The organism is Variovorax nivicola, assembly GCF_051216475.1.
GTDB lineage: Bacteria > Pseudomonadota > Gammaproteobacteria > Burkholderiales > Burkholderiaceae_C > Variovorax.
This window is the reverse complement of sequence record NZ_JBPJZK010000001.1, coordinates 1,666,593-1,692,880: the sequence shown is the minus strand read 5'-3', so window position 1 is coordinate 1,692,880 and position 26,288 is coordinate 1,666,593. Positions and strand designations below refer to the sequence as shown.

25 protein-coding genes are annotated in these 26,288 nt (G+C 65.7%); 5 read left to right on the top strand and 20 right to left on the bottom strand.

Annotated elements, in window-relative coordinates; all coding sequences use genetic code 11:
• Positions 1-21: 21 nt before the first annotated feature.
• Positions 22-1,422 (bottom strand): tyrosine-type recombinase/integrase, encoded by a 1,401-nt coding sequence (locus ACSFBF_RS08090; protein ID WP_435465782.1) that lies wholly within the window; start codon positions 1,420-1,422, stop codon positions 22-24.
• Positions 1,423-1,741: 319 nt separating this feature from the next.
• Entirely contained in the window at positions 1,742-2,743 is a 1,002-nt protein-coding gene (locus ACSFBF_RS08085; RefSeq protein ID WP_435465781.1) for a hypothetical protein, read from the bottom strand.
• A gap of 364 nt (positions 2,744-3,107) precedes the next feature.
• Here ACSFBF_RS08085 and ACSFBF_RS08080 point away from each other — a divergent pair, with 364 nt between their 5' ends.
• On the top strand, positions 3,108-3,359 hold the full coding sequence (locus ACSFBF_RS08080) for a hypothetical protein (RefSeq protein WP_435465780.1): 252 nt from the start codon (positions 3,108-3,110) through the stop codon (positions 3,357-3,359).
• Positions 3,360-3,564: 205 nt separating this feature from the next.
• On the opposite strand, the gene ACSFBF_RS08075 is transcribed toward ACSFBF_RS08080, so the two are convergent.
• Entirely contained in the window at positions 3,565-5,340 is a 1,776-nt protein-coding gene (locus ACSFBF_RS08075; RefSeq protein WP_435465779.1) for a cytochrome c biogenesis protein DipZ, read from the bottom strand.
• A gap of 37 nt (positions 5,341-5,377) precedes the next feature.
• A complete protein-coding gene (locus tag ACSFBF_RS08070; protein ID WP_435465778.1) occupies positions 5,378-6,745 on the bottom strand; it encodes an ATP-binding protein in 1,368 nt (455 codons plus the stop codon).
• A 247-nt stretch (positions 6,746-6,992) separates the two neighbouring features.
• Here ACSFBF_RS08070 and ACSFBF_RS08065 point away from each other — a divergent pair, with 247 nt between their 5' ends.
• Together ACSFBF_RS08065 and ACSFBF_RS08060 are read left to right on the top strand one after the other, a co-directional pair.
• Complete coding sequence (locus tag ACSFBF_RS08065) at positions 6,993-8,024, top strand: alpha/beta fold hydrolase (RefSeq protein ID WP_435465777.1); 1,032 nt, start codon at positions 6,993-6,995, stop codon at positions 8,022-8,024.
• A gap of 98 nt (positions 8,025-8,122) precedes the next feature.
• A complete protein-coding gene (locus ACSFBF_RS08060; protein ID WP_258350011.1) occupies positions 8,123-8,866 on the top strand; it encodes a response regulator in 744 nt (247 codons plus the stop codon).
• Between the two features lie 393 nt (positions 8,867-9,259).
• Here the strand turns inward: ACSFBF_RS08060 and ACSFBF_RS08055 are convergent, their stop codons facing one another.
• The 6 genes from ACSFBF_RS08055 to ACSFBF_RS08030 form a co-directional block, all read right to left on the bottom strand.
• Complete coding sequence (locus tag ACSFBF_RS08055; protein WP_435465776.1) at positions 9,260-9,829, bottom strand: thioredoxin family protein; 570 nt, start codon at positions 9,827-9,829, stop codon at positions 9,260-9,262.
• 149 nt (positions 9,830-9,978) lie between these two features.
• Positions 9,979-10,950: a tripartite tricarboxylate transporter substrate binding protein gene (locus tag ACSFBF_RS08050; protein ID WP_435465775.1), complete on the bottom strand. Its 972-nt coding sequence runs from the start codon at positions 10,948-10,950 to the stop codon at positions 9,979-9,981.
• 27 nt (positions 10,951-10,977) lie between these two features.
• Complete coding sequence (locus ACSFBF_RS08045) at positions 10,978-11,853, bottom strand: amidohydrolase family protein (RefSeq protein WP_435465774.1); 876 nt, start codon at positions 11,851-11,853, stop codon at positions 10,978-10,980.
• 3 nt (positions 11,854-11,856) lie between these two features.
• Positions 11,857-13,041, bottom strand: coding sequence for a CoA transferase (locus ACSFBF_RS08040; RefSeq protein WP_435465773.1), 1,185 nt, complete (start codon positions 13,039-13,041; stop codon positions 11,857-11,859).
• Between the two features lie 18 nt (positions 13,042-13,059).
• Positions 13,060-14,040: a tripartite tricarboxylate transporter substrate binding protein gene (locus ACSFBF_RS08035; protein ID WP_435465772.1), complete on the bottom strand. Its 981-nt coding sequence runs from the start codon at positions 14,038-14,040 to the stop codon at positions 13,060-13,062.
• A 33-nt stretch (positions 14,041-14,073) separates the two neighbouring features.
• Entirely contained in the window at positions 14,074-14,946 is an 873-nt protein-coding gene (locus ACSFBF_RS08030; protein ID WP_435465771.1) for an HpcH/HpaI aldolase/citrate lyase family protein, read from the bottom strand.
• 75 nt (positions 14,947-15,021) lie between these two features.
• Here ACSFBF_RS08030 and ACSFBF_RS08025 point away from each other — a divergent pair, with 75 nt between their 5' ends.
• Positions 15,022-15,927 carry a LysR family transcriptional regulator gene (locus ACSFBF_RS08025; protein WP_435465770.1) on the top strand — a complete coding sequence of 302 codons (906 nt, stop codon included), beginning with the start codon at positions 15,022-15,024 and terminating at the stop codon, positions 15,925-15,927.
• Here the strand turns inward: ACSFBF_RS08025 and ACSFBF_RS08020 are convergent.
• Genes ACSFBF_RS08020 through ACSFBF_RS07985 form a run of 8 tightly spaced genes read right to left on the bottom strand, consistent with a single transcriptional unit; the run spans position 15,924 to position 23,449 of the window.
• Positions 15,924-16,613: a substrate-binding domain-containing protein gene (locus ACSFBF_RS08020; RefSeq protein ID WP_435465769.1), complete on the bottom strand. Its 690-nt coding sequence runs from the start codon at positions 16,611-16,613 to the stop codon at positions 15,924-15,926. The two genes, ACSFBF_RS08025 and ACSFBF_RS08020, sit on opposite strands and share 4 nt — an antisense overlap.
• A gap of 2 nt (positions 16,614-16,615) precedes the next feature.
• Complete coding sequence (locus ACSFBF_RS08015) at positions 16,616-17,506, bottom strand: DUF1932 domain-containing protein (RefSeq protein WP_435465768.1); 891 nt, start codon at positions 17,504-17,506, stop codon at positions 16,616-16,618.
• A 17-nt stretch (positions 17,507-17,523) separates the two neighbouring features.
• Positions 17,524-18,363, bottom strand: coding sequence for a metal-dependent hydrolase (locus ACSFBF_RS08010; protein WP_435465767.1), 840 nt, complete (start codon positions 18,361-18,363; stop codon positions 17,524-17,526).
• Between the two features lie 27 nt (positions 18,364-18,390).
• Entirely contained in the window at positions 18,391-19,392 is a 1,002-nt protein-coding gene (locus tag ACSFBF_RS08005) for a Bug family tripartite tricarboxylate transporter substrate binding protein (protein ID WP_435465766.1), read from the bottom strand.
• 5 nt (positions 19,393-19,397) lie between these two features.
• Positions 19,398-20,378 (bottom strand): Bug family tripartite tricarboxylate transporter substrate binding protein, encoded by a 981-nt coding sequence (locus tag ACSFBF_RS08000; protein ID WP_435465765.1) that lies wholly within the window; start codon positions 20,376-20,378, stop codon positions 19,398-19,400.
• Positions 20,379-20,414: 36 nt separating this feature from the next.
• Positions 20,415-21,701 (bottom strand): gallate dioxygenase, encoded by a 1,287-nt coding sequence (locus ACSFBF_RS07995; protein WP_435465764.1) that lies wholly within the window; start codon positions 21,699-21,701, stop codon positions 20,415-20,417.
• 15 nt (positions 21,702-21,716) lie between these two features.
• The gene (ligK, locus tag ACSFBF_RS07990; RefSeq protein WP_435465763.1) at positions 21,717-22,418 is read right to left on the bottom strand and encodes a 4-carboxy-4-hydroxy-2-oxoadipate aldolase/oxaloacetate decarboxylase; all 702 of its coding nucleotides are present in this window, start codon (positions 22,416-22,418) and stop codon (positions 21,717-21,719) included.
• A 2-nt stretch (positions 22,419-22,420) separates the two neighbouring features.
• Complete coding sequence (locus ACSFBF_RS07985) at positions 22,421-23,449, bottom strand: amidohydrolase family protein (RefSeq protein ID WP_435465762.1); 1,029 nt, start codon at positions 23,447-23,449, stop codon at positions 22,421-22,423.
• A 169-nt stretch (positions 23,450-23,618) separates the two neighbouring features.
• Here ACSFBF_RS07985 and ACSFBF_RS07980 point away from each other — a divergent pair, with 169 nt between their 5' ends.
• Positions 23,619-24,911 carry a LysR family transcriptional regulator gene (locus ACSFBF_RS07980; protein ID WP_435465761.1) on the top strand — a complete coding sequence of 431 codons (1,293 nt, stop codon included), beginning with the start codon at positions 23,619-23,621 and terminating at the stop codon, positions 24,909-24,911.
• An 18-nt stretch (positions 24,912-24,929) separates the two neighbouring features.
• Here the strand turns inward: ACSFBF_RS07980 and ACSFBF_RS07975 are convergent, their stop codons facing one another.
• Both ACSFBF_RS07975 and ACSFBF_RS07970 read right to left on the bottom strand, forming a co-directional pair.
• Positions 24,930-25,487: a hypothetical protein gene (locus ACSFBF_RS07975; RefSeq protein ID WP_435465760.1), complete on the bottom strand. Its 558-nt coding sequence runs from the start codon at positions 25,485-25,487 to the stop codon at positions 24,930-24,932.
• Positions 25,488-25,500: 13 nt separating this feature from the next.
• A complete protein-coding gene (locus ACSFBF_RS07970) occupies positions 25,501-26,277 on the bottom strand; it encodes a DUF899 domain-containing protein (RefSeq protein ID WP_435465759.1) in 777 nt (258 codons plus the stop codon).
• Positions 26,278-26,288: the final 11 nt, after the last annotated feature.

The window sequence follows — 26,288 nt, the reverse complement described above, 5'->3', positions numbered from 1 at the left end:
CTTCGCTGGCGGCACTTCAATCTAGCCCTGCATGCTCAGTGCTTCCTCGATCTTCTGACTCAGCAGGTCCCATGCTGCGCGCTTCTCAGGCGCGTAGTCATGGTGCAAATATGCCCGCCGCACCTTGCTGCCACCGAGCACATGGTTCTGGCACCGGTCGATGATGTCCAAGCCAATGCCTGCTCGCTGCATCATCGTGGCACCTGTGCGACGCATGTCATGCGGCGTCCATTCCCCATTGGCGCCATTGGCAAGCACTAGCGTGTTGTCGTTGGTTCGGTTCTTAAGCGCCTTGCGTTCCTTGAACATGGTCTGTCGGTCACCAATCTGCTTCGACACGCTTTTCAAACATACGTGTGTGTTCTCGGCGTCGTTGATTTTCTTGGCGTTGCGGGCGGGGAAACACCAGGGACCGATCTTGTCGCTCTGAAGCGACTTGAGCGCCTGAAACTGCCGCAGAGCAAAGGCGCTTAGGTAGACGATGTGGTCCTGCTGCCTAGCATTGGTTTGCTTGGTGTTTTTCTTCGGGATGCGCCAGACGCCAGTTTCCGTGTCCACGTGCGCCCACTCGGCCATCAGCAACTCGCCAATGCGGCAAAGGGTGGACAAGCAAATCCAGATTGCAATTTGGCTTTCGCGCTTCAGGCCATGGGAAACGGCGCGCTTGTCCTCGGCGTTTTGCCGCGCCTCTCGCATGTGGTGGAAGACATTCTGAAGCTCCCGTAGTTCATCCGGCGACAGCACGCGTTCGCGTTCATCGTTGATGTCGTACTCGGGAGCGACGATTTTTTCGATCTCGAGTAACGCGGCGGGGTTCTGCTCTATGAACAATTCTCGCCAAGGCTTGCGTTTCTCGCCCCATGCGAACAGCTGAACGAGGTCGCGATAAACGCGCACCGCCATGCGGTTGCGGCCGCGTTCCACGATGGAGGTGAGAACTTTACGAAGATCGTGTTCCGTCAACTCCTTGATCGGCTTGTTGCCGATAGCGGGGAGCACGTCTTTTTGGAAGGACCTGCGCAGTTCTGCATTACCGTCTTTACGCAGCACGCCGGTCGACAGCCATGCGTCGAACATCTCGGAAAATGGGAGCAGGGTGGCACGTAGCTGCTCTGCTGCTTGGCGTTGCTTGGCCAGGGCTTCCGCCGCCTGCTGCTGAAAGTCAATGCCGGACCGGGCTAGCGATTGAATTCTTGCGTTCTCAGCGGCGGCGTCAGCCACTCCCAGAAACCCTTCGCCGCTGCTCCCATAAGGCTTGGGGAGGCGGGCTTCTCGCTGCCTGCCGTCAACCACGTATTTGACGAGCCACCGCTTTTCTCCGTTGGCTGCGACGCGGATATATAGCCCGGTGTCTACCGTGAGCTTGTACGGCTTTTCTCGTGGCTTGGCAGCCTCGATCGCCCGAACAGTAAGTTTTGCCATGCCCTAGTCGTGCCCTAAATATGCCCTAAATATCAGTGCATTTTAGCAGGCCTGGATGCGCTAGGTTGGATGGGCGATTGTGTAAGTTATTGAATTTAAAAGGATTTATTTGTTCAGGACGGTGCAGCGCTGTGCATATTTAAATGCATGGGGTGCAAGGGGTAGAAGGTTCGAATCCTTTCACACCGACCAAAATCAGTAGATAGAACGACGGGTTACGCTCACAAGGCGTAACCCGTTTTTCTTTGATAGAGCCAACCAGAAATAGACGGCATCAGTCCAGAGTAGTTGGACTGCCGACCAACTTCTGGTGCTGCGACTAAGGCGGCTTCTTGGGACCTTCCTTCGGCCAAACCAACTCCTTGCCGGCGTATCCGATTGCGCACAAGGTCGCAACCACGGCAGTCGCGTGGAAGCTCGCTCTGCTTGCCCTGATCACATAGCCTCTGACTCCTCTGGCGCCGGGGTAGTACTGGGGGAGGCTTCGGTGCGCGACTTTGTGCGGCCTGACCGGATCTTCCTCGGATATGAAGATGGCGTTGGGTCGATTCGCAGGACCAACGAAGACTTTGCCCACGACGACCCGGTTCTTGTTCTGGAAAAACAAGGGCTTATTCGTGAAATAGTCTTCCCAGACGTCAGCAACCAGCGATGTCTCGACTGACAAGGTGGGCTTGGTGAAGTCGTGATTGCCCAACCAGCCGAAAAAGTAGCCCAGCAGGTCGTACTGGCCTCGTTGAAGTCGTGGAGCAATGCCGTGCCAGAGCGCGTTGTCGGTCAGCGGGTGCCCCATTCGCACGTTCGCCACGGAATTGGAAAGTCCCAAGGCCAATGAATTCCCGTATGCCAGCTGCCTGGTTTGTGGCAGTCCTGCTGCTTGAGCCGCGACGACCGCCAGCACCTTTGCCAGCGCACTGACCCATTGCGCCCAGATCACGAAGAGCCGTGGGGTAACTATCACGTCGACCCAGCTCGTCAGATAGAGCGTGCCGATCCGGTCGACGAATCGTCCAAGGGTTATCTGCCTGTTCAGGTACTCGCAAACACACTGCTGGATCACATGGTCGGCCACATGATGCGCCCGCATGGTGTTCTGGCCGGGGACCGAGACCCCCGTCTTTGACGTCGTGCCTATGTGAGGCACACCAGCCAGATACCTCTGTTCGATCAACCCCAGCGGGTTATAGCCGCCCAGAGGGTACATGGCTCGTTGCAGCCAGGAGGTCGATCGGTCGACGAACAGCGTCGTATTTTGTTGAAAGTCGTTCCTGCCCCTGACTTCGAAGCGTGGAGGCGGGCCTGGATTGAAGACGATCGGCATGGCTTTGCATTGCCACCTCTTATGTCGCCCGACGGGCTTGTGTGGCCTCCTCTTGCGTAAATGTAAGTTTGCGTCACACAAGATGCAAGTCGGGCCGTCTATCGCTTGCGCGGTGGCGAATGACGGTGCGGGCAAAAAAAAGCTCGCACAAAGGCGAGCTGAAGGACCCCGTTCTTGCGCATGGGGTCGGAGGGAGGAGCCCGCCGGAGGGAGGCGGGCAAGCCAATGATCGCGACCAATCTGGGAGACATTAAGGATGAGGGGCACGCCAGATATCCCCCTGATGACAATCTTGAAGTATTGCTAATGCGAAGGAACTAGTTCCTTGGGCGCTGCGGGTTCGAGGCCTATCCTCAGCCTCAACATGAACGTCCAGCAGCAACCGCAACTACAACTCCTCGTCAACCTGCCCGATGGCTGGTCGAGCCGCATCGATATCAAACAGACCACCAGCGGCCGTTACGCGGGCGTTGCCGAGTTGAGCCTTCGTGGGCTCAGGCGGGGAGTGGTCGTATTCATGCAGCAGCCCACGCTGGAGGCCGCATTGCAGCGCGTGCGGCTTCGGGCCAGCCAGTTCGCGAGGGAGCGGCTCTCCTTGCCGGGTACCAAGGCGTAGATGCTGCTCTTGCGGGTTGGGGTTTTCTATCCCGCGCATGAGGATTCCCAACTCACGAACACCCCGCCGCGCGGCACCATAGAGCTTCACTGAAGGAGAACAACGCCATGAAGGCATTCAGGAAGTTCGTCGGCGGCGCCATCTCTATCGCCGGGGCCGTGGTGCTCGTAGCTCAGCACCTGTAAGGGGCAGGGCACCGGGGCGATCAGCCGAAGGTGAACACGTAGGCCTGCGCGCCCGCGTCGAGAAATTCGATTTCGAACAGGCGGTCTTTTTCGTTCACCGTCTGACGCACCAGTTGGTACAGCCGTTGTCCGTCGATGGTGCCGTTGCCCTGCGCATCGGTATCTGTGCCGTGGTCCGCAAGTGGTGGCTTGCCATCGATCAGCACTTTGAAGCGCACGGGCTTGCCATCGGCTGACGGGCCGAGCACCAGGTGCAGGTCGCGTGCATGGAAGCGATAGGCAACGCGCCCGTTGGCGCGCACCAGCACCGCGCGTTCGCTCCCCACCGTCCATTCGCCGCTCAGCGCCCATTGGTTGACACGCAGCGACGAAGCAGCGGGATAGACCCGCGCGCGATCCTTCGCGATGCCACCGGGCGAAGCAAAGCTGTGCGCCCGTTCGTAGCCCAGGTAGGTCTCGCCCGACAAGGCCGGTGATGAAGCCGGCGCGGCCTGCGTGCCCTGGCCTTCCGGCGAGACCACGTCGGCCGATACAACCGGCCGCCCGGCTTCCGCCAGCAGCTGCTGGATGACCTGCTCCGACTTCGCGTACTGCCCCTCGCCGAACTGGTGATGCCTGATGCGCCCCTGCGCATCGACGACATAGAACGCCGGCCAGTACTGGTTGCCGAAGGCGCGCCAGATCGCGTAGTTGCTGTCGACGGCCACCGGGAAGCCGATGCCCAGGTCCTTCGTCGCGCGGCGCACGTTGGCCGGCAGCTTCTCGAACGCGAACTCCGGCGTGTGCACGCCGACGACCACCAGCCCCGCGTCCTTGTACTTCTCGGCCCATGCGCGAACGTAGGGCAGGGTGCGCAGGCAATTGATGCACGAGTAGGTCCAGAAGTCGACCAGCACCACCTTGCCTCGCAGGCCCTCGGGCGTCAGCAGTGCGGAGTTGATCCATTCGGTGGCGCCGGCCAGCGAAGGAAGGCTGCCTTCGTCGGGCAGCGTCAATGCGGGCTTCTTCGGCTCCGGTTGAGTCGACGTCCGCACCAGGCCGCCCGAGTCGATGGAAGCCTGCGGTTGCGGCGACGGCATGGGCATGTCGATCTTCTCCACAAGTGCTTTCTCCAGCGCCGAAGTCGTGCCTACCGAGAGACGGCTGAGCAGCCCGGTGTCCAGCCCCAGCGCGATGGCGCCGACACCCGCGAGAACGGCTACGCCGGCTACGCGCCGCATCCATTCACCGGTGCGCAGCGACCCCTTCATCGCCGAGAACAGCCGCCCGCCAAAGAGCAGCGCGGCCGCCAGCGAGGTGCAAGCACCGGCCGCATAGGCCAGCAGCAGCAACGACGTACCGATGCTCGCGCCGTTGAGCGCGGCGCCAGTCAGGATCAGCCCGAGGATTGGCCCCGCGCACGGCGCCCACAGCAGCCCCGTGCCAACCCCCAGCAGCAGCGGCGAAAACACCGACGCCTTCCCAGAGGCGGGCCCCGACAACCGCAAGCCGAGCGCCACCAGCGGCCGGCTCAGGCGGTCGGCCACCGATGGAAACAGCAGCGTCACGCCGAACACCGCCAGTAGCGCAATCGCCGCACTGCGCCCGTATTCGTTGAGCGCCACGACCCAGCCACCACCCACCGCCGCCAGCGTGGCGATGGCCGAAAACGCCAGCGCCATGCCCAGCAGCATTGGCAGGCCATGCGAGCGAAACGGCCGGTCGGCGCGCGCAAACACGAACGGGAGCACGGGCAGGATGCACGGGCTCAGGATGGTGAGCACACCACCCAGGTAGGCAACGATGAGGAGGAGCATGGTCGGGGTCTGGTCAATGGAGGGATGAGCGCGCGGCTCAGTTCGGCGGCGCGGCGCGCGTGCTCATGGTCAGTCGGGCTTCCAGCCCGCCTTCGGGGCGGTTGCGCAGCACCAGCTCCGCGCCCATCGCCATCGCCAGTTGATGAGCGATGGCCAGGCCCAGCCCGGTGCCGCCGGTATTGCGGTTGCGCGATCCCTCCACACGGTAGAAGGGTTTGAGCACGTTCTCCAGCTGGTCGGGCGGAATGCCCGGTCCGTTGTCGACTACGGCCAGTACCAGCCAGTCGGCCTCGGCATGCACCTGCAGGCGCACGTCGGTGCCGAACTTCAGCGCGTTGTCGATCAGGTTCGTCAAGATTCGACGCAGCGCATTCGGCCGCGTCACGATGGGCTCGCCCGTGCGGCCTTCGAGCAGCACCTGCTCGCCCGAATCCTCGTAGTCGGCCACCATGCTCTCGAACAGCGCATCGGCGTCGATGCGGCACGGTGGTTCGGTGGCGCCGTGCAGCGTGCGCGCGTAGGTCACGCCTTCGCGCACCAGGGCGTGCATCGCGTCAAGGTCTTGGCGGAACTTGTCGCGGTCCTGGTCGCTGTCCATCAGGTCGGTGCGCAGCCGCATGCGGGTGATGGGCGTCTGCAGGTCGTGCGAGATGGCTGCGAGGATCTCCACGCGCTCGGCCATGTAGCCCGCGATGCGCTTCTGCATTGCGTTGAATGCGCGCGCCGCGTGCTTCACCTCGGTCGGGCCTTCTTCGGGCAGCTGTTGCCCCTTCAGGTCCGGCCCCAGTTCGTCGGCCGCATCGGCCAGTTGCGCCAGCGGCCGCGTGACCAGCCGCACCGCATACCAGGCGCACACGGCCAGCACCAGCAGTTGTATCCACAGCAGCCACATCACCCAGCTCGACACCGGCATGTCCACGCGCCGTGCATGCACGACCACGGAAGAACCGTCCGACAGCCGCACCTGGATCTGCAAGCTTTGCGACGGGCTGTTCACCTGGCCGACCTTGACGATCTCGAACGGGCGCATCGCATCGACGATGGCTGTGGCGAACTGCTGCACCATCGGCGTGTCGGGCGGCGTGCCCTGCGCGCTGCCGCCCAGCACGAAGCGGTAGTTGCGCCGCTCCAGCCGCGCGAGCCAGCTTTCGCGCTCTGCGGCCGGCAGCCGGTCGAGGATGGCGACCGAGCTCGCGATGTCGCGCTCGATGCCGATCATCATCAGCTCGCGCATCGCGATGCCGCGTTCGTAGCGGATCGCCGTGAAGGTCAGCAGCTGCGCGATGGCCAGACCGATGACGATGATCAGCGTCACGCGCGAGAACAGCGAGCGCGGCAGCAGCCGGCGCAGGCCTGCGGGGTTGGCCAGGGCGAGGGGTGCGGGGAGGCTTGCGGATGTAGGCATGGGCTGGTTTATAGACCCGGGGTCATGCTGCAGATCACTTCTTTGTATTGCAGTGTGTTGGGCGGCGAACAGGACATACAACATTACCTACCCGGCCCAGGTGCCGCCGCAGCCTCGGCTTTGTATGGCCGTGTATCGGGTGCAGCCCGTACACACGGCCATACAAGAACACCCCTGGCATGACACATGCCGCATACATCCGGCGCATTCAATCGTTCCGTCGCCAACACAAACGAAGGAACATCCCATGTCCGAAGAACCCGTCAACCGTCAACGCCGCTTCCTGCTGGGCGGTGCCGCCGCCAGCCTCGCGGCCGTCGAGCTGGCATTCATGAGCAGCACCGCCCACGCGGCAGATGCCGTGCCCGCCACCAGGCCGCGCAAGCTGGAGCCCATCCGCCAGATCAAGGCTGGCGAGCTCGACGTCGGCTACTACGAAGCCGGCCCTGCCGACGGCATTCCCGTGCTGTTGATGCACGGCTACCCCTACGACATCCACAGCTATGCCGAGGTCGCGCCGCTGCTCGCGGCCCGTGGCTGCCGCGTGATCGTGCCGCACCTGCGCGGCCACGGCACCACGCGCTTTCTCGACAGCGCCAACCCGCGCTCCGCGCAGCAGGCGGCAGTGGCGCTCGACCAGATCGCGCTGCTCGACGCTCTCAAGATCGACCGCGCCGTCATCGTCGGCTACGACTGGGGCGCGCGCACCGGTTGCATCATCGCGGCGCTCTGGCCCGAGCGCTGCATCGGGCTGCTTTCGGTCAACGGCTACATCATGACCAACCGTCCCGGCAACAGGCTGCCGCTGCCTGCGAAGGTCGAGCTGGGCTGGTGGTATCAGTACTACTTCGCTACCGAGCGCGGCCGCCTCGGCCTGGAAGCGAACCGGCGCGACATCGCGCGCATCCTGTGGACCACGAATTCGCCGAAGTGGGCGTATGACGACGCCACCTTCGAGCGAACCGCCGCGTCGTTCGACAACCCCGATTACGTGCAGATCGTCATTCACAACTACCGCTGGCGCCTCGGCCTTGCGGACAGCTTTGCGCAGTACGAGGAATACGAGAAGCGCCTGGCCGCGTTCCCGACGATCAAGGTGCCCACGATCACGATGGATGGCGACTCCGACGGCGTCGTGCCTGCCACCGATGGCAAGGCCTACGCCGCCAAGTTCACCGGGCCGCGCACGCACCTGGTCGTGAACGCGGGACACAACGTGCCGCAGGAGACGCCGCAAGTGTTTGCCGATGCGGTGTGGAGGCTCGCGTCGGCAACGTAGTGTGGCTGGCCGGGGCGCCGGATACACAGGAATACAAACCCGCTTGTCCCGGCCCGCAGCCGGGCTACATTGCGGCTTCCGACGTACCGGCCACCTGCATGACGACCTCGAAGACTTCCGACCACATCCTCATCGTCGACGACGACCGGGAAATCCGCGAGCTGCTCACCACCTACCTGGTCAAGAACGGCCTGCGCGTGGTCGCGGTGCCCACGGGGCGGCACATGCGCGCGGCGCTGGAGGAGTCGGGGCCGTTCGATCTCATCATTCTCGACTTGATGCTGCCGGGCGAAGACGGGCTCACGCTGTGCCGCGACTTGCGCACGGGCAAGTACAAGGCGACGCCGATCCTCATGCTCACTGCGCGCAGCGAGGAGGCGGACCGCATCCTCGGTCTGGAGATGGGCGCAGACGACTATCTGGCCAAGCCGTTCTCCGCCCGCGAGCTGCTGGCGCGCATGCGATCGGTGCTGCGCCGCACGCGCATGCTGCCGCCGAACATGCGCTCGACCGAATCGGCCTCGAAGCTGGCGTTCGGCGAGTGGCAGGTCGACACCACTGCGCGCCATCTGATTGACGACAGCGGGGTGATGGTGGCGCTCAGTGGCGCGGAGTACCGGCTGCTGCGCGTGTTCCTCGACCATCCGCAGAAGGTGCTGAGCCGCGACCAGCTGCTGAGTCTCACGCAGGGGCGCGAGGCCGAGCTCTTCGAGCGCTCGATAGACCTGCTCGTGAGCCGGCTGCGCCAGCGTCTGCGGGACGATGCGCGCGAGCCGCGCTTCATCAAGACGGTGCGCAGCGAGGGCTACGTTTTTTCTTCGACGGTCGAGGCGTTGGACTGAATCGTGCTGTGATGCACTGGCAGCTCACCGGGTTGCGTATTTCGTGCGTGAAGCCGCCTGCAAGGAAGAGGAGGGCGAGCCAGAGCTTCTTCATTTTTTTGTTCCAGCGTGGGTTGTGTTTTCGGGGGGCGTGTTCGGGGTGCGTGCGAATGACACCGGGTACTCCCCTCCGCGAATGTCCCCCGCCTTCGGCTCCTCCTTTATTTCGCTGCGGGGAGCACCCGGTGCCATTCGCACATGGACGCAGCGCTTGTGCGGGCCGATCAAACGCTGCGTCCATCGATCACGTCGATGGTGTGCTCTGCGCAGCGAAATAAAGGAGGAGGCCGAAGGCCGGGGGACATTCGCGGAGCAGAGCACGCCGTCGGCGTGATCGTGCCCTGAACAAAGCTCTCAAGATCCCACCGGCGAAGGCTCAGCCAGCAGCGCCTGAATCTTCTTCTCCGTAGTGCCGTAGCTGCCTTCGCCGAAGTGCGAATAGACGATCTTCCCCTGCTTGTCGATCAGGTACACGGCGGGCCAGTACTGGTTCTTGAAGGCCTTCCAGGTGCCGTAGCTGTTGTCCTGCGCCACCGCATGCCTGATCTGCAGCCGCTGGATCGCATCCTTCACGTTCTTTGTCGATTTCTCGTACGCGAACTCCGGCGTGTGCACGCCGACGACGACCAGGCCCTTGTCCTTGTACTTCTCGTTCCAGTCCTTCACGTAGGGCAGGTGGTTGAGGCAGTTGATGCAGGTGTAGGTCCAGAAGTCGACCAGCACGACCTTGCCGCGCAGCTCACTGAGCTTCAGTGGCTGCGAGTTGAGCCAGGTGTCGATGTTTTGGAATTCAGGCGCGGGCACTGCCTCGCCGGCAGGAATGTCGCCGCCGAGCGGCGATGGTGCGGCAAAGGTCAGCGTGAGGGCCGCCGCAGAGGCCGCGATGGCGACGGCGAAGAAGAGGGTGGAAGAGCGAAAGCGCATGGTGGTTCCTTCGGAAGAATGACGGGCGTTCGTCTGTGAACGGAGCCGATTCTTCGTTGGACCACCCTGTCGTGGCGCGAAACGCGTATGCCTCTGTATCTGCGGGGAGAAGCCCACACACTACGTTTCACACCCCGTCGAGTGCAGGATCAATCGACCCTGATGTTGCGCGCCTTCACCAGCGCGCTCACTCTTCCCGTCTCGTCCTGCACGAACTTCGCGAACGCCTCTGGCGTGGTGCCGGCCGGCTCCAGGCCGAGCTGCAGTAGCTTCTGCCGCACCGTCGGGTCGTTGACCGCTGCCTGCACTGCCTTGCCGAGTTTCTCCACGATGTCGGCCGGCGTGCCCTTGGGCAGGAACACGCCGTTCCACTCGACCACGTTGTAGCCCGGCAGGCCCGACTCGGCGAGCGTCGGTGTGTCTGGCAGCCCCGGCACGCGCTTGATGGAGCTCACGCCCAGCGCGCGCAGCTTGCCGCCCTTGACGTAGCCCAGCGTCGAGGCCACGTTGCCGAAGTAGGCCGACACCTGCTCGCCCATCACGTCGGTCAGCGCGGGCGCGCCGCCTTTGTAAGGCACGTGCATCAGGTTGATCTTCGCCTGCTCGTTCAGGGCTTCGCCCGCCAGGTGCGAGCCGGTGCCGCCACCTGCCGACGCAAAGCTCAGCTTGCCCGGGTTCTTGCGCGCGAAGTCGATGAACTCCGCCACGGTCTTGTAGGGCGCACTGGTCGGCACGACGAGGATCTGCGGCGCGGTGGCCACCAGCGACACCGGAATGAAATCTTTCGCCGCGTCGAAGGGCAGCTTGCGCAGCGACGGGTTCACCGAGAACGCCGATGCGTCGTAGAGCACGGTGTAGCCGTCGCCGGCCGCCTTGGCCACGTTGTCGGCACCGATCACGCCGCCCGCGCCCGGCTTGTTGTCGATGACGATCTGTTGGCCCAGTGCTGTGCTCATCTGCTGCGCCACGATGCGCGCGGTGTTGTCGGCGCCGCCGCCCGCGGCGTATGGCACCACCATGCGGATGGGCTTGTCGGGCCAGGCGGCCCAGCTCAGCAGGGGAGCGGCGCAGGCGGCCAGCGCTACGACGGATTTCAGAAGGCGCTTCTGTGGTTGCTTCATGCCAATGTCTCGGAGTTTGTTTGTAGTTCAGGAAAAGTCGTAGAGCCGCGCCGGGTTGTCGACGAGCGCGCGGCGGCGCGCGGCCTCGTCGGGAATCCATTGGCCCAGCAGGTCGAACAGCTGTGCGTCGTCGGGCTTGGCGGCGCGCTCGGTCGGGTGAGGCCAGTCGCTGCCCCACACCACGTGGTCGGGTGCGTGCCGTACCCAGGCTTGTGCGACGCCCGTCGTGTCGGCATAGCCGCCTTCCGCACCGACACGCGAATCCAGGTAGGCGCCCGACAGCTTGATCCACGTGCGGCCGTTGTCGAGCAGCCGGCGCACGACGTCGAACGCGGGGTGTGCTAGCGCATCAGGCAACGGCAGGCGGGCGAGGTGATCGAAGACCACCGTGCAGGGCAGGCGCGCGAGCAGCGCCGCGTGCTCGACGATCTGGTTGGCGTTCCAGTGCAATTGCACATGCCAGCCGAGCGCATGCACGCGCTGCGCCAGCGGCTCGACCATGGAGAAGTCCGTCGCCGCATTCGCCGGCGTGTACAGCGTGAACCGGATGCCGCGGATGCCACCCGCGTGCAGGCGTTCGAGTTCGGCATCGCTCACCTCGGGCCGCACCACCGCCACGCCGCGCGTGTGCTCGGTGCCCAGCGCCTGAATGGCCGCCAGCGTCACGCCGTTGTCGGTGCCATGGGCGCGCGGCTGCACGATCACCGTGCGCTGCGTGCCGATGCGTTGCTGCAGCAGGCGATAGTCGTCGGCCGTGGCGTGATCGAGCATGGCGTCGGGCGGCCCGTGCAGCGCGAAGCGTCGGTCGTACACATGCATGTGAGCGTCGCATGCGCCTTCGGGTGCCGCGCTGGTGGGCTTGCGAGTGCCGCTGCTGTGGGGCACTGTGATGTCGGTGGGCATGGCTTATTTGTCCAAGCGCTGCGCGGCCAGCACGACCCCGGTGTGCTGCCCCAGCGTCGGCGCGGCAAAGGGCTCGGGGCCCGGCGTGCGGCCGAATCGCACCGGCCGGGTGAAACCGCGGTACGAGCCCAGCGTGGGGTGCGCAAAGTTCGCCACCATGTCCTCGGCCAGCACCTGTTCGTTGTCGAACATGTCTTCCACGGTGCGTGCTGCCGCGCAGGGCACTTCCTCGCCGAACAGTTCTTCCCATTCGAGCGCGGTGCGCGCGGCCAGCGCGGCACGCAGCTTTGGAACGATCTCGGCGGCATGCTGCGCGCGCTTGCGGACCGAGTCGTAGCGTTCGTCGGTCGCCAGCTCCGGCAGGTCGACCTTCGCGCACAGCGCCTGCCAGAAATGCGGCGTGTTGGCCGAGATGTAGATGTGGCCCTCGCGCGTGGGGTGAAGGCCCGTGATGCCGCCCGAGCGCATGTCGCGCCCCACGTCTTTCGGCTCGCCCTCGGCCCACACCATGCGGGCCGACTGCATCGTGAGCGCGGAGCGCAGCAGCGACACGCCGACGAACTGGCCTTCGCCGCTTTTCTCCCGCTCGTACAGCGCCGAGGCCACGCCGGCAGCCACCAGTGCGGCCGCGTAGTAGTCGACCACCGAGCCGTAGATGATCTCGGGTGGCTCGCCGCGCTTGCCCTGCAGTGCGCACATGCCGGTCATGGTCTGCAGCACCTGGTCGTAGCCTGCCTTCTCGCGCAGCGGCCCGGTCTCGCCATAGCCGGTGACTGCGCAGTAGATGAGGCGCGGGTTCACCGTTTTCAGCTGGTCGTACGCAATGCCCAGCCGCGGCGGCACGCTGGGGCGAAAGTTATGCACCAGCACGTCGGCAGTGCGCACCAGCGCCATCAGCGATGCGAGGTCTTCCGGGTTCTTGAGGTCGAGCACCACACCCAGCTTGCTGCGGTTGACGCCGATGAACGCACGGCTCTCGGCCTCCAGCGTCGATGGGTACTTGCGCAGGTTGTCGCCGGTAGGCGGCTCGATCTTGATGACTTCCGCACCCTGGTCGGCCAGCAGCGAGCAACCGTACGGACCCGCGATGTAGGCGCTCAGGTCGAGCACACGCAGGCCGCTCAACGGCCCGGCTGGGCCTCGGCGTGCGCTCGGACCTGTGTTGTCGGGGGCGGCGGAAGTGCTCATGGGGGTTTCTTTCTTTCCTCAGTCGGCTGTGATGTTCTGTTGCTTCGCGAGCTTCTTCCAGCGCTCCACCTCGTCGGCGATCACGGTGCCGAATTGCACCGGCGTGAGCGGCGTAGCGATGGCGCCTTCGCGCAGGAAGTTGGCCGTGATCTCGGGCCTGGCCAGGATCTGGTTGACGGCTCCGTTCAGCTTTGCGACCACATCGGGCGGCGTGCCTGCCGGTGCCAGCAGGCCCCACCAGAGTTCGAATTCGTAGCCTGGCACCGCGGTGGCCATCGGCGTGAGATCGGGCGCGACGGGGCTGGTCTTCAGGCTCGTGATGCCAACGGCGCGTAACTTGCCGGCGCGCACCATCGGCAGAAGCGAGGGGCCGCTCGAAATCAGCAACTGCGTCTGGTTGCCGATCAGGTCGGTCACGGCCGGACCCATGCCCTTGTAGGGGATGTGCGCGATCTGCAGGTCGCCCACCTTGGCCTTGAGCAGCTCGGTGCCGAACTGGTTCACGCTGCCCGAGCCCGACGAGGCGTAGTTGTACTGGCCCGGCTTGGCCTTGATGGCGGCGATCAGCTCGGCCGGCGTCTTCGCGGGAAACTCGTTGTTGACCGCGACGATGAACGGGCCCTTGGCGAACATGGCCACCGGCGCGAGGCCCTTGACCGGGTCGAAGGGCATCTTCGATTGAACGGCCGCGTTTGTCGTCATGCTGGACGACACCGCTACCAGCGTGTAGCCGTCGGGCGCGGCGCGCGCCACCTGCGCCGTGCCAGTGTTGCCGCTGGCACCGGGGCGGTTGTCGATGATCACCGGCTGCTTGAGCTGGTCGCCCAGCTCCTTGGCCACCTGGCGCGCGAAGGTGTCGTTGGAACCGCCGGCCGGGTAGGGCACCACGATCGTGATGGCCTTGCTGGGATAGGCGCCCTGGGCGAATGCCGCGCCAGCGAACGCCGCTGCCGCAACAACGGCGAGCACGCGCGGGCGAAGGATGGAAGGGAAATGCATTTTCTTGTCTCCGGTTTCTTATTGATGAGAAGCTCAGTTCGGCAGCAGCCCCAGACCACGTGCGCTCTCGACGATGGCGCGCGCACGAATCACGAAAGGGATGTCGATCATTTTTCCGTCCACCACGTAGGCACCGATGCCGTTGGCATCGGCCTCGCGCGCAGCCTCGACCACCTTGCAGGCGTGCGCAATCTCTTCGTCCGTGGGGCGGAACACCTCGTTGGCGATGGCGATCTGGCTCGGGTGGATGCAGGTCTTGCCCAGAAAACCGAGGTCACGTGCCAGCATGGCTTCGGCGCGGTAGCCCTCGGCATCGCGGATGTTCGCGAATGCGCCGTCATACGCATACATACCTGCTTCGCCGGCCGCGATGCGCACAGCGAACATCGCCTGGCGAATCGCCGAGGGTTCGCGCCGAGCGATGCCCAGCGGCTCGAAGAGGTCGCCCAGCCCCAGCTGCAGACCCGACACGCGCGGATGCGCCAGCGCGAGTTCCGATGCCGTGCGCAGGGCGGTGGGCGTCTCGATATTCAGCAGCAGGCCGATGGGCGCCTGCACTCCGTTGGCTCGCTCAGCGTGCTCGATGGCCTCGACCGCTGTGCGCACATGCTCCGGGCTTTGCGGCTTGGGCAGGTTGATCAGATGAACGCCGGTTTGCGCCACCGCCGCCACGTCGCGCTCGAAGTGCGGCGTGTCCATGGCGTTGACGCGAACGATCAATGTCTTTTGCGATGAGGCCGCATTGCCGCCGGCCAGCAACAACTGGCGCACGGTCTCGCGAGCCTCATCCTTGCGTGGCTCGGACACCGCATCCTCCAGGTCGAGGCAGATGGCATCCGCCGCACTGGCCAGTGCCTTGGCGAACAGTTCAGGACGGGTACCGGGAACGAAAAGTTTGCTTCTCATGCATGCAGTGTCCGCAGTTCATGAGAAGAGAAAAACAGCTGCTCTCTGCGATCAGATCGCAGAAAATCTATCTTCATGGAAACGGCCTACCTGCAAAGCTTTCTTCTGGTGGTGGAGTCGGGCTCGATGTCGGAGGCCGCGCGCCGGCTCGACCTGACGCCCGGTGCGGTGGCGCAGCAGATCCGCGCGCTGGAGCGGGAACTCAACGCGCCGCTGCTCGCGCGCGCCGGCCGCACGGTGCAGCCGACCGAGGCGGGGCACCGGCTGGTGCAGCGGGCCCGTACGCTGCTGCGCGAAGTGAGCGATATCAAGGCGCTGGTGGGCAGCGAGGCGGCCGGTGGCGAGCTGGTCATCGGCACCATCAACACGGCCATTCACAGCCTGCTGCCGGACATCCTCGCGCGCTTCGTGAAGACGCATCCGGGCGTCAAGGTGTATCTGCAGTCGGGCAACACCGCCACGCTCTACAAGGCCATGCAGCAAGGCGAACTCGACGCGGCCGTGTGCCTGTATCCACCGTTCGCGCTCGCCAAGACATTCGACTGGGCCCTGCTGCGCGAGGAGCCCCTGGTGCTGCTCGCGCCCAGCCGCCTCGCGCGGCGCGATCCCCACGAGCTGCTGCGGACCTCGCCGCTCATCCGCTACGACCGCAACTTGGGCGGCGGCAAGCAGGCCGACCGCTACTTGCGTTCGGCGGGCATCGTGCCGCAGGAGCGCTTCGAGCTCAGCTCACTGCTGGCAATCGCGATGATGGTCGATCGCGGCCTTGGCGTGTCGATCGTGCCCGACATTGCGTCGCCGCTGCTCGACGGGCAGCGCATCGCCAAGATCCCGCTGCCGCTGCCTTCGGAGACGCGGCGCTTCGGCGTGCTGTGGCAGCGGGCGTCGCCGCGGCTGAGGTTGATTCACGGCTTTGTCGAGAGTGCGGGGCTTGTCATTGCCGGCAAGGGCAATGGCTCTCGCAAGTCGACGGCCCGCTAGGCAGGCTCCATGCCGTGGCGGCGCTTCGCTTCTGCAGCGTCGGCTGAGGCCAGGTAAGCGAGCAGCCCGCGCGCGGCATCCGGCTGCGAAGTGCATGAGCCCGGTGCCGCGCTGAAGATCGTGGTGATCTGGATTTCCGGTGGCAACGGCCCCAGCAGCGCGATGCCTTCGACGCCGATCAACTCGCTCAGCTGCTGAAAGCCCAGCGCGGCTTCTCCCCGTGCGATCAACGAGCCCACCGGCACGCCGGGTGGCGCTTGTACCAATCGGCCCTTGATGGTGTCGGCGATGCCCCAGCGCTCGAACAGTGCGGCCAGGGCAACGCCACTTGGACCAGTCGAATACGCGACGCTGGCCGCATCCAGAACGGCGCGCCGCACCGCTTCTTCCGTGGAGATGTCGACCCGCGCGGCGTTCGCGGCAACGGCCACCGCAACACCGGAGCGCACCACGTCGGTCTTGCGCGATGCATCCACCTTGCCGGCAGCCGCCAGCTTGTCGATGGCATCAGAGGCGAGAACCACCACGTCGAATGGCTCTCCTGCCGAGACGCGCTTTGCGGCATCCACACCGCCCACCGCTTCGAAGGAAACCGGCACGCCGCTCGAGCGTGTGTACGCCGCGGCCAGCTCCAGCAGCAGGCCCTTCGTGGCCATGGAGCAGATGCCCCGTATCGAATCCGTCATGGTCATGCGCGGCCGATGAGGCGATCCGCGTAGGCTTGCCAGTCGCTTGCGGCATCCAGCCCCTCGAACAGGCCATCGCGTGCCTGCGTCGCAACCCAATCCTGCTTGGCCGCGATGGCCGCCGTCATCAAGGGCTCGAAGCCGGCCTCGCGCACGGTCTGCGCTGCTTCGCGCATTTCTTCCGCGCGACGCTTGCCGTGCTGCACGACACGGCTGAAGAAGTAGGCGCCTTGCTTGTCCCAGTCGATCTGCGGAAAGGTTTCCTTCAGCGTCGGCAGCACATGGGCTTCGACGCCGTAGCGCCTGGCGGTGGTGTAGCTCTCGATGACCAGCGCCTCCAGCCCCTTGATCATGATGCTGCGGCTCATCTTGATCGCCGAGGCCACGCCGAGCTGGTCGCTCACCACGCGAATGTCCATGCCCCAGCCGCTCAGCGTTTCGGCAATCGCTTCGGCCTGTGCGCCGCCCAGCAGCATCGGCACGCGGATGCCGTAGGGCGGCACCGAGGTCATGACGCCGGCCTCGACGTAGGCGACGCCCATCGGTTCCAGCGCCGCCGCGGCGCGCTGCTTGGTGCCGGGCGATGCTGAGTTGAGGTCGAGAAAGCGACTGCCGGCACGCGCGTGACGCGCGGCTTCTTCGGCCACCGCCAGCGTATTCGAGGCGGTGACGGCCGAGATGAGCAGGTCGGCGCGGCTGCAAAGCTCCTGCATGCCGCTTGCCACGAGCATCCCGTCGCTTTCTGCTGCAGCGCGTGCAGCTGCACCCGTCGTGGGGTCAGCAAAGCGCTTGTCCCAGACCCAGACCGCATCCACGCCGCCTTGCCCGCGCAAGCCGCGTCCGAAGATGCCGCCCACTTCGCCATAGCCGATGAGGCCCAGTGTCGTTCCCATGATCGTGTGTGTCCTTGTCAGAAGATGGCCTTCTCGCCGGGCTTCAGTGCCAGCACGCGCGTGCTGGTGTTGCCCAGCGCGCGGATGTATTCGTCCGGCGTACCTTTGCCGAGCGGGTTGGCGCCATAGTGCATCGGAATCACCGCGCGCGGCTTGAGCCATTCGCGTGTGGCGTAGGCGGCGTCCACCGGGTCCATCGTGAAGTGGCCGCCTATCGGCATCAGCACGAGGTCGGGCTTGTAGTAGTCGGCGATGAACTTCATGTCGGCGAACAGGCCCGTATCCCCCATGTGGTAGATGCGGAATCCGTTCTCCAGCTCGATGATGTAGCCCACGGGCTCGCCGCCGGGGTGCACTTCGTCCTTGCCGGTGGCCGGGTTCTTCCACACGATGACCGATGAGTGCTCGGCGTGCACGGCAGTCACCTTGATGCCCGGCACGGGGTTGATGGTGCCGCTCTTGTTGAAGCGCGGCACCAGGTTGGGCGGCAGGATGCCGAGCACGCCCACCGTCTGGTTCATGTCGCCGGGCGCGTACATCGGCACCTGGTTGAGCAGCGCAAGCGCAGGCGCATCCGCGAAGTGGTCGAAGTGGCCATGCGTGACCAGCAGCACGTCGACCTTGCCGAGCGCTTCGAGGTTCTTGTATTCAGCGGGCGTCAGCGGGTTCAGCTTGAGCCACGGGTCGGTCACGATCACCTTGCCGCCCGGCGTGGTGATGCGGAATGCCGACTGGCCGAGCCAGAGCACTTCGGTCTTGCCGCCGCTCGTGGGTTGTGTCGATTGCGGCGATTGCGCGCAGGCGGCGAGCAGTGCCGCGACCACAAGGGCAAGCAGCAGACGGGCGAGCGATTTCATGGTCGGTATGTTCCTGCGCAATTTCTGTCAGTCGACGGTGATGTGGGCGCTCTTGATCACGCGGTCCCACCGTTTCATCTCGCTCGCGATCAGCTGGCCGAAGGCCTGCGGCGTCGTGGGCGTGGGCTCGGCGCCCTCGGCCGCCAGCCGCGCATGCACGTCTGCCGTGTTGAGCGATTGGTTGATCTGCCGGTTGAGCATGGCGACGATGTCCGCAGGGGTTCCAGCGGGAGCGACCACGCCGTACCACTGATCGGCTTCGAAGTCCTTGGTGCCGGGCACGCCGCTTTCCGCGACCGTCGGCACGTCGGGCAGCAGCGCGATGCGCTTCGGGCTCGACACCGCCAGCGCACGCAACTTGCCGGACTTGATGTGCGGCAGCAGTGCGGGCGCGCCGGTGAAGAGCAGTTGCAGCTGGCCCGCGAGCAGGTCGGTCACCGCCGGGGCCGTGCCCCTGTAAGGCACGTGCAGCAACGAAGCGCCCGTCTGCAGCTTCAGATATTCGGTCGCGATGTGCGCCGCGCTGCCGTTGCCACCGGAGCCGAAGGCCAACTGGCCCGGCCGCGCCTTGGCCAGCGCGACCAGTTCGGCCAGCGTGCGTGCCGGAACGGAGGAATGCACCACCAGCACGTTCGGCACGCGCGCCACCCAGGCCACGGGCGCGAAGCTGCGCACCGGGTCGTAGTCGAGCTTGGGGTACAGCGATGGATTGATGGCCAGCGTGCCGATGTGCCCCATCAGCAGCGTGTAGCCGTCGGCGGGCGACTTCGCCACCTTGTCCGCGCCGATGGAGCCGCCGGCGCCGGGAAGGTTATCGACCACCACGGGCTGGTGCCACGCGCGGCCCAGCTCGATGCCGATGGCCCGCCCGAGCACGTCGGTGGAGCCGCCGGGCGTGAAGGGAATGACCATGCGGATCGGCTTCGACGGATAGGCCTGCTGCGCCATTGCGGCGCGGCTTGCCGGCAGCAGGGCGGCTGCTGCGGCCGCGAGGCAGGCGTGACGGCGTGTGATGCCTGTTGTGGTCATGACGATCAATCGGGCTTGATGTTGGCTTCGCGGATCAGCTTGCCGTAGCGCGCCACATCGGCCTTGAGCAGCTTGTCGAACTGCTCGGTCGGCCCCGGCAGCGGAACCCCGCCCGCTGCTGCAAGCTGGGCGCGCACTTCGGGCGAGTCGATGGCCTTCTGCACGGCGTCGTGCAGCTTGTCGACGATGGGCTTCGGCAGCCCTGCCGGCCCGACGAAGCCATACCAGACGCTGGCCTCGAACCCCGGGTAGCCCGACTCGGCAACGGTCGGCACGCCCGGCAGCACGGCGGAGCGTTCGGCGCTCATTACCGCCAGCACGCGCAGTTTGCCGGCCTTGGCGAGCGGCAGTGCTTCAAGTGCATTGACCGCGACCACGTCGACGTGGCCGCCGAGTACGTCGGTGAGCGCCTGCGCGCCGCCCTTGTACGGCACATGCCGCAGTTGCAGGCCGGCGGTGTGCTGGAACAGTTCCATTGCCAGGTGCGGCGTCGAGCCATTGCCCGGCGTGGCGACGGTCACGCTGCCCGGCTTCGCCTTGGCCGCCGCGACCAGTTGGGGCAGCGTCTTGATGGCCGACTCTTCGCGCACGGTGAACACCACAGGCACCCGGCCGACCGAGGCCACCGGCGTCAGTTCGCGCTCCAGGTCGTAGGGCGCCGGCTCGAACAGCGACGGATTCACCGCCAGCGCATTGGCGGCCAGCAGCAGGGTGTAGCCGTCGGGTGCGCTCGTGATGACGGATTTCACCGCGATGTTGGTGCCCGCGCCGGGCTTGTTCTCGACGATGACCGGCTGGCCGAGGATGGCCGACATGCGCAGGCCGACCGAGCGCGCAATGGCATCGACCGCGCCGCCAGCGCTGTAGCCCACGAGGATCTTCAGGGGCTTCGACGGAAAGGCGTCGGCCGCGCTGGCAATGCCGAGCTGGCCGAATGCGACCAGTGCGGCCACGCCGAGGGCGAGGCGTCGGGAAAGAGGCTTCATTTGTGTTGTCTCCAGAATCAAAAAATCAGGTGCGGCTCAGCGGCGATCCCACGCCTGCGGCGCGGCGTCCTTGCCGGCCACTGAATAAAGTGCGCCGGGCGCATTGCGGGTCTGCTGGAAGTCCTCCAGCGACTGGCCGCGCATCGCGGCATAGATGTGCAGGTTCGACACGCCCACCACCGCGCCCAGCTTTTCCAGCATGAAGAAGATCACGCCGTACTGGATCAGGCCGCGCCAGTCGCGGCGGCGCACCATGTCGCGTTCCTTGTCCGTCAGCGCGGCGGCGTCGAACGCGGCCTCTTCGTCGGCAAGAAAGGCCGCGCGGTGCGCCGGGCGCGTCATGCCGTGCAGGAACTTGTTGAGGCGGTAGGCGCGCACGCTGGTCTCGAGCGTGAACGGGTAGGTGCCCTGCAGCGCTTCCACGCCCGCCAGCTCTTCGGCGATGCGGCGGCGGTGCCGCTCGACTTCACCCGCGATGGGCGGGCTCGCCAGGTTCTCGTAGATGGCTGTGGCAATGCCCGTCATCGAGGGCAGGTAGTAGCTCTGGTGCGTCTTGCGCACGTTGGACGACAGTGCGCCGCGCATCACCAGCCACATGATGACTTCGGCGCCTTCCATGCCTCCGAGCGTCGCCAATTCGGCCTGCGTCATCTCGGTCAGCCGCACCGGGTCGTTCTCGATCAGGTCGAGAAACTGCGCATCCCACGCGGTGTTGTTGAAGCCCGCACGTTCGCCATGCACCTGGTGCGAGAGTCCGCCGGTGGCAACGATCGCCACCTTGATGTCGTCCGGATAGCTTTCGATCGCGCGTCGCAGCGCCTGGCCAAGCTTGTAGCAGCGCCGCGCCGACGGCACCGGCGACTGCAGCACGCCGACCTGAAGCGGCACCACCGGTATCGGCCATGCCGGCTCGTGCGGGCACAGCAGCGACATCGGCGAGAACACGCCGTGGTCCAGCGCCCGGTCCTGGAAGAAGGACATGTCGAACTCGTCGGCCACCAGTGAGCGGCCGATGTGCCGCGCCAGTGCTGGATGCCCCGACAGCGGCGGCAGGTCGCGTGCGCCGCCGCCTTCGTCGGCCACCTCGTGCCGCTCGCCCACGCCAAGGGAGAACGCCGAGTAGTGGTCGAAAAAGAACGAGCTGACGTGATCGTTGTAGATGAAGAACAGCACGTCGGGCTTTTTGTCGGCCAGCCATTGCTGCACCGGCGCGAAGGCCTCGAAGATGGGCGCCCAGACCGGGTCCTGCTGCTTGTTCTTGTCGAACGCGAAGCCGATGGTGGGCGTGTGCGAGCATGCGACGGCGCCGATGATGCGAGCCACGGTGCGGTCCCTTGCTCAGTCCACGTAGCGCAGGCCGGCCTTGGCAAGCGGCTCGCGCATGGCGTACATATCCAGCCCCAGCTCGCCGGCCGCGAAGCGCGCGCGCTTGCCGGCTTCGTTGGCTTCGCGGGCTTCGGCGGCGTCGGCTACGCGCGCGGCAAGCTGCGCGGGCACCACCACCACGCCGTCGATGTCGGCCACCACCACGTCGCCCGGCTGCACCAGCGCGCCGGCGCACACCACCGGCACGTTGACCGAACCCAGCGTGGCCTTGATCGTTCCCTTCGAATGGATGGCGCGGCTGAACACGGGGAAGTCCATGGCGATGAGGTCGCGCACATCGCGCACGCCGCCGTCGATCACCAGGCCCTTGCAGCCGCGCGCCTTGAGCGAGGTTGCCAGCAGGTCGCCGAAGAAGCCGTCGGTGCTGTCGGCGGTGCAGGCCGCCACGACCACGTCGCCGGGCTGTATCTGCTCGGCCGCAACGTGCAGCATCCAGTTGTCGCCGGGCTGCAGCAGCACCGTGATGGCGGTGCCGCACAGGCGCGCCTCGGGGTGGATGGGGCGAATGCGCGGCGCCATCAGGCCCAGGCGGCCCAGCGCCTCGTGCACCGTGGATACGCCGAAGCGCGACAGCTTCTCGACGGCGGCTGCATCGGCGCGCACCACGTTGCGGTGCACGACGCCGAGTTCCTGGAGGAGGGGAGAGGTTGACATGTTCAGAGTCCTTTTTTCGAGAGTGCGCGGTCCAGCCGCGGGTACACGCGGCGCGCGTTGCCTTCGTAGATCTGGTGGCGCGCCTTGTCGTCGAGCATCGGCGTGGCGTCGATGTAGCGGCGCGTGTCGTCGTAGAAGAAGCCGGTCTCGGGGTCGATGCCGCGCACCGCGCCGATCATTTCGCTCGCGAAGAGCACGTTGTCGACCGGAATCACGCGCGTGAGCAGGTCGATGCCCGGCTGGTGGTACACGCAGGTGTCGAAGAAGATGTTGTTCAGCAGGTGGTCTTTGAGCAGCGGCTTCTTCATCTCCTGCGCCAGGCCGCGAAAGCGCCCCCAGTGGTAGGGCACCGCGCCGCCGCCGTGCGGGATGACGAAGCGCAGCGTCGGAAAGTCGGTGAACAGGTCCGAGGTGAGGCACTGCATGAAGGCCGTGGTGTCGGCGTTCAGGTAGTGCGCGCCTGTGGTGTGAAAGCAGGCGTTGCAGCTCGTGCTCACGTGCACCATGGCGGGAATGTCGAGCTCCACCATCTTTTCGTAGAGCGGGTACCAGTGCCGGTCGGACAGCGGCGGGCTGGTCCAGTGGCCGCCCGAGGGGTCGGGGTTGAGGTTGACGCCCACGAAGCCGTATTCGTTCACGCAGCGCTCCAGCTCGGGAATGCAGCTGGCCGGATCGACGCCCGGCGACTGCGGCAGCATGGCCGCGCCGATGAAGTGATCGGGAAAGAGCTGGCTCACGCGATGGCACAGCTCATTGCAGATGGCCGCCCAGGTGGACGAGACCTCGAAGTCGCCGATGTGATGCGCCATGAAGCTTGCGCGCGGGCTGAAGATCGTCAGGTCGCTGCCGCGTTCCTTCATCAGCCGCAGCTGGTTGCCCTCGATGGACTCGCGCAGCTCGTCGTCGCTGATCTTCAGCTCCGAAACTTTGGGCTTGGCCGACGGGTCCTGGATGCCGGCAATCTGCCGGTTGCGCCATGCCTCCAGGGCCTTGGGCGCGGTCGTGTAGTGGCCGTGACAGTCGATGATCATTCGCAATGCTCCGGAAGATGTGCAGGGGGTGCTTCAAGCATGGAAGAAGTCTGCGCGGCGGCGGTCGTGCATGGGGTGAGTTAGCGTTTTGCTGCCATCATTCTTTTTTATCGATAAAGGGTTTACCCTTAAACGTGAAAATGCATGATCGAGAGGGACGCACCCGCCCGTGAACAAAAAAACCGAGCATCACAAAGTTATCGAGCACGCCGACAGCGTGGCGCTCGGCATCAACCTGCGCCACCTGCGCGCGTTCTCGGCCGTGGCGTCGACCGGAAGCATTGCCGCGGCTGCCGAGGCGCTGTTCCGGGTGGCGTCGGCGGTGACGCGCTCGATCCTCGATCTGGAGGCTGCGCTCGGCAGGCCGCTGTTCGACCGGCGCTCGCGCGGCGTGGCGCTCAACGCCTATGGAGGCTTGGTGCTGGTGCGTGCCCTGCGCATCGAGCGCGAGTTCGAGGAGGCACGAACGCAGCTGGTGGCGCGCGGCGGAATCGACAGCACCGCCGACGTGCACTCGCTCTTCACCTCGATCCTGAACGGCCGGCGCCTCGCCGTGATCGCGAGCCTTGCCGAGAAGCGCAACATGCCTGCCGTCGCGCGCGAGTTCGGCATCACGCAGCCGGCCATCAGCAGTGCGCTGAAAGACCTGGAAAGCGGGCTCGGCGTCACGCTCTTCAACCGGAACGCGCGCGGGCTCTCGGCCACCCCTGCGGGCGAGATCGTGGCCTTCTACTTCAAGCGCGTGCTGTCGGAGCTGCGGCATATCGGCCCCGACATCGCGGCCAGCGAGGGCACCTTGCAGGGCCGCGTGAACGTCGGTGCATTGCCGCTCGGGCGCACGCAGATCCTGCCGCTGGCGATTGCTTCGCTGCTCGCGCGGCACCCGGGCCTGCATGTCACCACCGTCGAGAGCCCGTACGACGCGCTGGCCGCGTCGCTGCGCAGCGGCGACATCGACTTCATCCTCGGCGCACTGCGCAGCGCGGGCGAAGCGAAAGACCTGCAGCAGGAGCCGTTGTTCGAAGACCGCATCTCGGTGATCGCCCGCGCCGGCCATCCGCTCGCGCGCGCAAAGCGCATCGACTTCAGGATGCTGCGCGAGGCGAGCTGGACACTCTCGCGGCATGGCTCGCCATCGCGTGAGCTGCTGGAGCGCTTCTTCTCGGATGCACGGCAGGCACCGCCGCTGCCCGCGGTCGAGACAGGCGACCTTGCCGTGCTGCGCGGCTTGCTTCTGGAAAGCGACATGCTGACCGCGATCTCGGCGCACCAGTTGCGCTACGAGATTCGCGACGGCAGCCTGGTGGTGCTGGACTTTCCGCTTGAGGAGACCCGGCGCGAGATCGGCTTGACTCAGCGTTTGGGCGCGTTTCCGTCGCCGGGGGCGCGGGCCTTGATGGACGAGATCCGCAAGGTGGTGGCCGGGTCGCCGGATTTCCACGTGCCGGAGGGGCGGAAGTGAGGCGACCGGGCATTGCCTTCAATGTGGCGCTGCCGGCGACTTCCGGCTGAAGTCGAAGCCGCGGCATACGCCGGTAGCGATCACCCCGGTGACGGCGAGCATCGCCGCGGTGTGAACACCAACGGCCACGAGCGCCAGCATCAGCGAGCCCGATGCGGTGATCTCGCGTGCTGCTGGCGCGTCGCCCATGCACAGCGGGATCAGCGCCGGCACCAGCATCAGGCCCGCGCCGTGCGCGGTGGACATCATGAAGGACCAGAGCGCCAGTCCGGCGTGCCCGGCCGTCTTTCTGGAACTGCGACCCCATAGGTGATAAGCCACGACGGCAACAAGCAGCCCACCCGCCAGCACCTGCAACGCCACGCGATCCATCGACAGGCCCAGTGCCACAGCAGCGGCGACGAGCGCGACCGATGCGGCGTGCCCGGCCCCAATCGGCACCAGGGCGCGCAGCGCGAGCGACCAGTCGTGCGAGCGCACGCCCCAGGCGGCTGCGAACGCCCAGCCGGTGGCGGGGTTCAGCCCGTGAAGGGCGCCGACCCCCGCAACCGCCAGCCAGGGCCAGAGGCTTGCCATGATGCTTCGCGCTTCAGCCGTGCGCCGAGCAGCATGAATCGCCTGCCGCCTTTGCCTGCGGCTCGTAGCGATCGTGGTGGCGCACCCATTCCATCTTGTAGGGCACCTCGCGCTCGTCGCGGCCCTTGGGCGTGAGATCCATCATGTAGTAGGCGCCCATCATCACCTCCACGCCGCGACCGAAGGTCGAGTAGGTGTGGAACACCTCGCCAGCGTCGTCCTTGTAGAACACGCTGACGCCGGGCGCCTCCTCCTGGGGAAAGGGCTGCACGGCATAGTTGTAGTAGACCTTGCCGGTAGCCTGTTCCTGGGGCGTGAAGCTGACGTGGAAGTCGTGGTTGAAGTCGCTGCCGTTCGCCGACACCCACTTGAACTGCCAACCCATGCGCTCGCGAAAGCGCGCAATTTCGGCCAGCGGTGCGCGCGAGACGGCCACCATCGTGATGTCGCGATGCGCCAGGTGCATATTCATCCCGTCTGTGTGGTCGGCCATGAAAGAGCAGCTCTGGCAGCCTTGCTCCCACCCCGGGCCGAGCATGAAGTGCTGCACCATCAGCTGGCGGCGGCCCTCGAACAGCTCGGCCAGCGTGCGCTTGCCTTCGGGCGTGTCGAAGACGTAGTTCTTCTCGACACGCTCCCACGGCAGCGCGCGGCGCTCGCGGGCGATCTGGTCGTGCAGGTGCATCAGCTCCTTTTCGCGCGCCAGCAGTGCCTTGCGCTCGGCGAGCCATTGGCCGCTGGACACGACAGGGTGGTTCGCGGTGCCCGGTTCAGTAGTAGCGGTGTTCATGATCGATGTCT

Coding starts and splice junctions, on each gene's coding strand:
- ACSFBF_RS08090 (WP_435465782.1), bottom strand. CDS start 1,422: ATGGCAAAACTTACTGTTCGGGCGATCGAGGCTGCCAAGCCACGAGAA.
- ACSFBF_RS08085 (WP_435465781.1), bottom strand. CDS start 2,743: ATGCCGATCGTCTTCAATCCAGGCCCGCCTCCACGCTTCGAAGTCAGG.
- ACSFBF_RS08080 (WP_435465780.1), top strand. CDS start 3,108: ATGAACGTCCAGCAGCAACCGCAACTACAACTCCTCGTCAACCTGCCC.
- ACSFBF_RS08075 (WP_435465779.1), bottom strand. CDS start 5,340: ATGCTCCTCCTCATCGTTGCCTACCTGGGTGGTGTGCTCACCATCCTG.
- ACSFBF_RS08070 (WP_435465778.1), bottom strand. CDS start 6,745: ATGCCTACATCCGCAAGCCTCCCCGCACCCCTCGCCCTGGCCAACCCC.
- ACSFBF_RS08065 (WP_435465777.1), top strand. CDS start 6,993: ATGTCCGAAGAACCCGTCAACCGTCAACGCCGCTTCCTGCTGGGCGGT.
- ACSFBF_RS08060 (WP_258350011.1), top strand. CDS start 8,123: ATGACGACCTCGAAGACTTCCGACCACATCCTCATCGTCGACGACGAC.
- ACSFBF_RS08055 (WP_435465776.1), bottom strand. CDS start 9,829: ATGCGCTTTCGCTCTTCCACCCTCTTCTTCGCCGTCGCCATCGCGGCC.
- ACSFBF_RS08050 (WP_435465775.1), bottom strand. CDS start 10,950: ATGAAGCAACCACAGAAGCGCCTTCTGAAATCCGTCGTAGCGCTGGCC.
- ACSFBF_RS08045 (WP_435465774.1), bottom strand. CDS start 11,853: ATGCCCACCGACATCACAGTGCCCCACAGCAGCGGCACTCGCAAGCCC.
- ACSFBF_RS08040 (WP_435465773.1), bottom strand. CDS start 13,041: ATGAGCACTTCCGCCGCCCCCGACAACACAGGTCCGAGCGCACGCCGA.
- ACSFBF_RS08035 (WP_435465772.1), bottom strand. CDS start 14,040: ATGCATTTCCCTTCCATCCTTCGCCCGCGCGTGCTCGCCGTTGTTGCG.
- ACSFBF_RS08030 (WP_435465771.1), bottom strand. CDS start 14,946: ATGAGAAGCAAACTTTTCGTTCCCGGTACCCGTCCTGAACTGTTCGCC.
- ACSFBF_RS08025 (WP_435465770.1), top strand. CDS start 15,022: ATGGAAACGGCCTACCTGCAAAGCTTTCTTCTGGTGGTGGAGTCGGGC.
- ACSFBF_RS08020 (WP_435465769.1), bottom strand. CDS start 16,613: ATGACGGATTCGATACGGGGCATCTGCTCCATGGCCACGAAGGGCCTG.
- ACSFBF_RS08015 (WP_435465768.1), bottom strand. CDS start 17,506: ATGGGAACGACACTGGGCCTCATCGGCTATGGCGAAGTGGGCGGCATC.
- ACSFBF_RS08010 (WP_435465767.1), bottom strand. CDS start 18,363: ATGAAATCGCTCGCCCGTCTGCTGCTTGCCCTTGTGGTCGCGGCACTG.
- ACSFBF_RS08005 (WP_435465766.1), bottom strand. CDS start 19,392: ATGACCACAACAGGCATCACACGCCGTCACGCCTGCCTCGCGGCCGCA.
- ACSFBF_RS08000 (WP_435465765.1), bottom strand. CDS start 20,378: ATGAAGCCTCTTTCCCGACGCCTCGCCCTCGGCGTGGCCGCACTGGTC.
- ligK (WP_435465763.1), bottom strand. CDS start 22,418: ATGTCAACCTCTCCCCTCCTCCAGGAACTCGGCGTCGTGCACCGCAAC.
- ACSFBF_RS07985 (WP_435465762.1), bottom strand. CDS start 23,449: ATGATCATCGACTGTCACGGCCACTACACGACCGCGCCCAAGGCCCTG.
- ACSFBF_RS07975 (WP_435465760.1), bottom strand. CDS start 25,487: ATGGCAAGCCTCTGGCCCTGGCTGGCGGTTGCGGGGGTCGGCGCCCTT.
- ACSFBF_RS07970 (WP_435465759.1), bottom strand. CDS start 26,277: ATGAACACCGCTACTACTGAACCGGGCACCGCGAACCACCCTGTCGTG.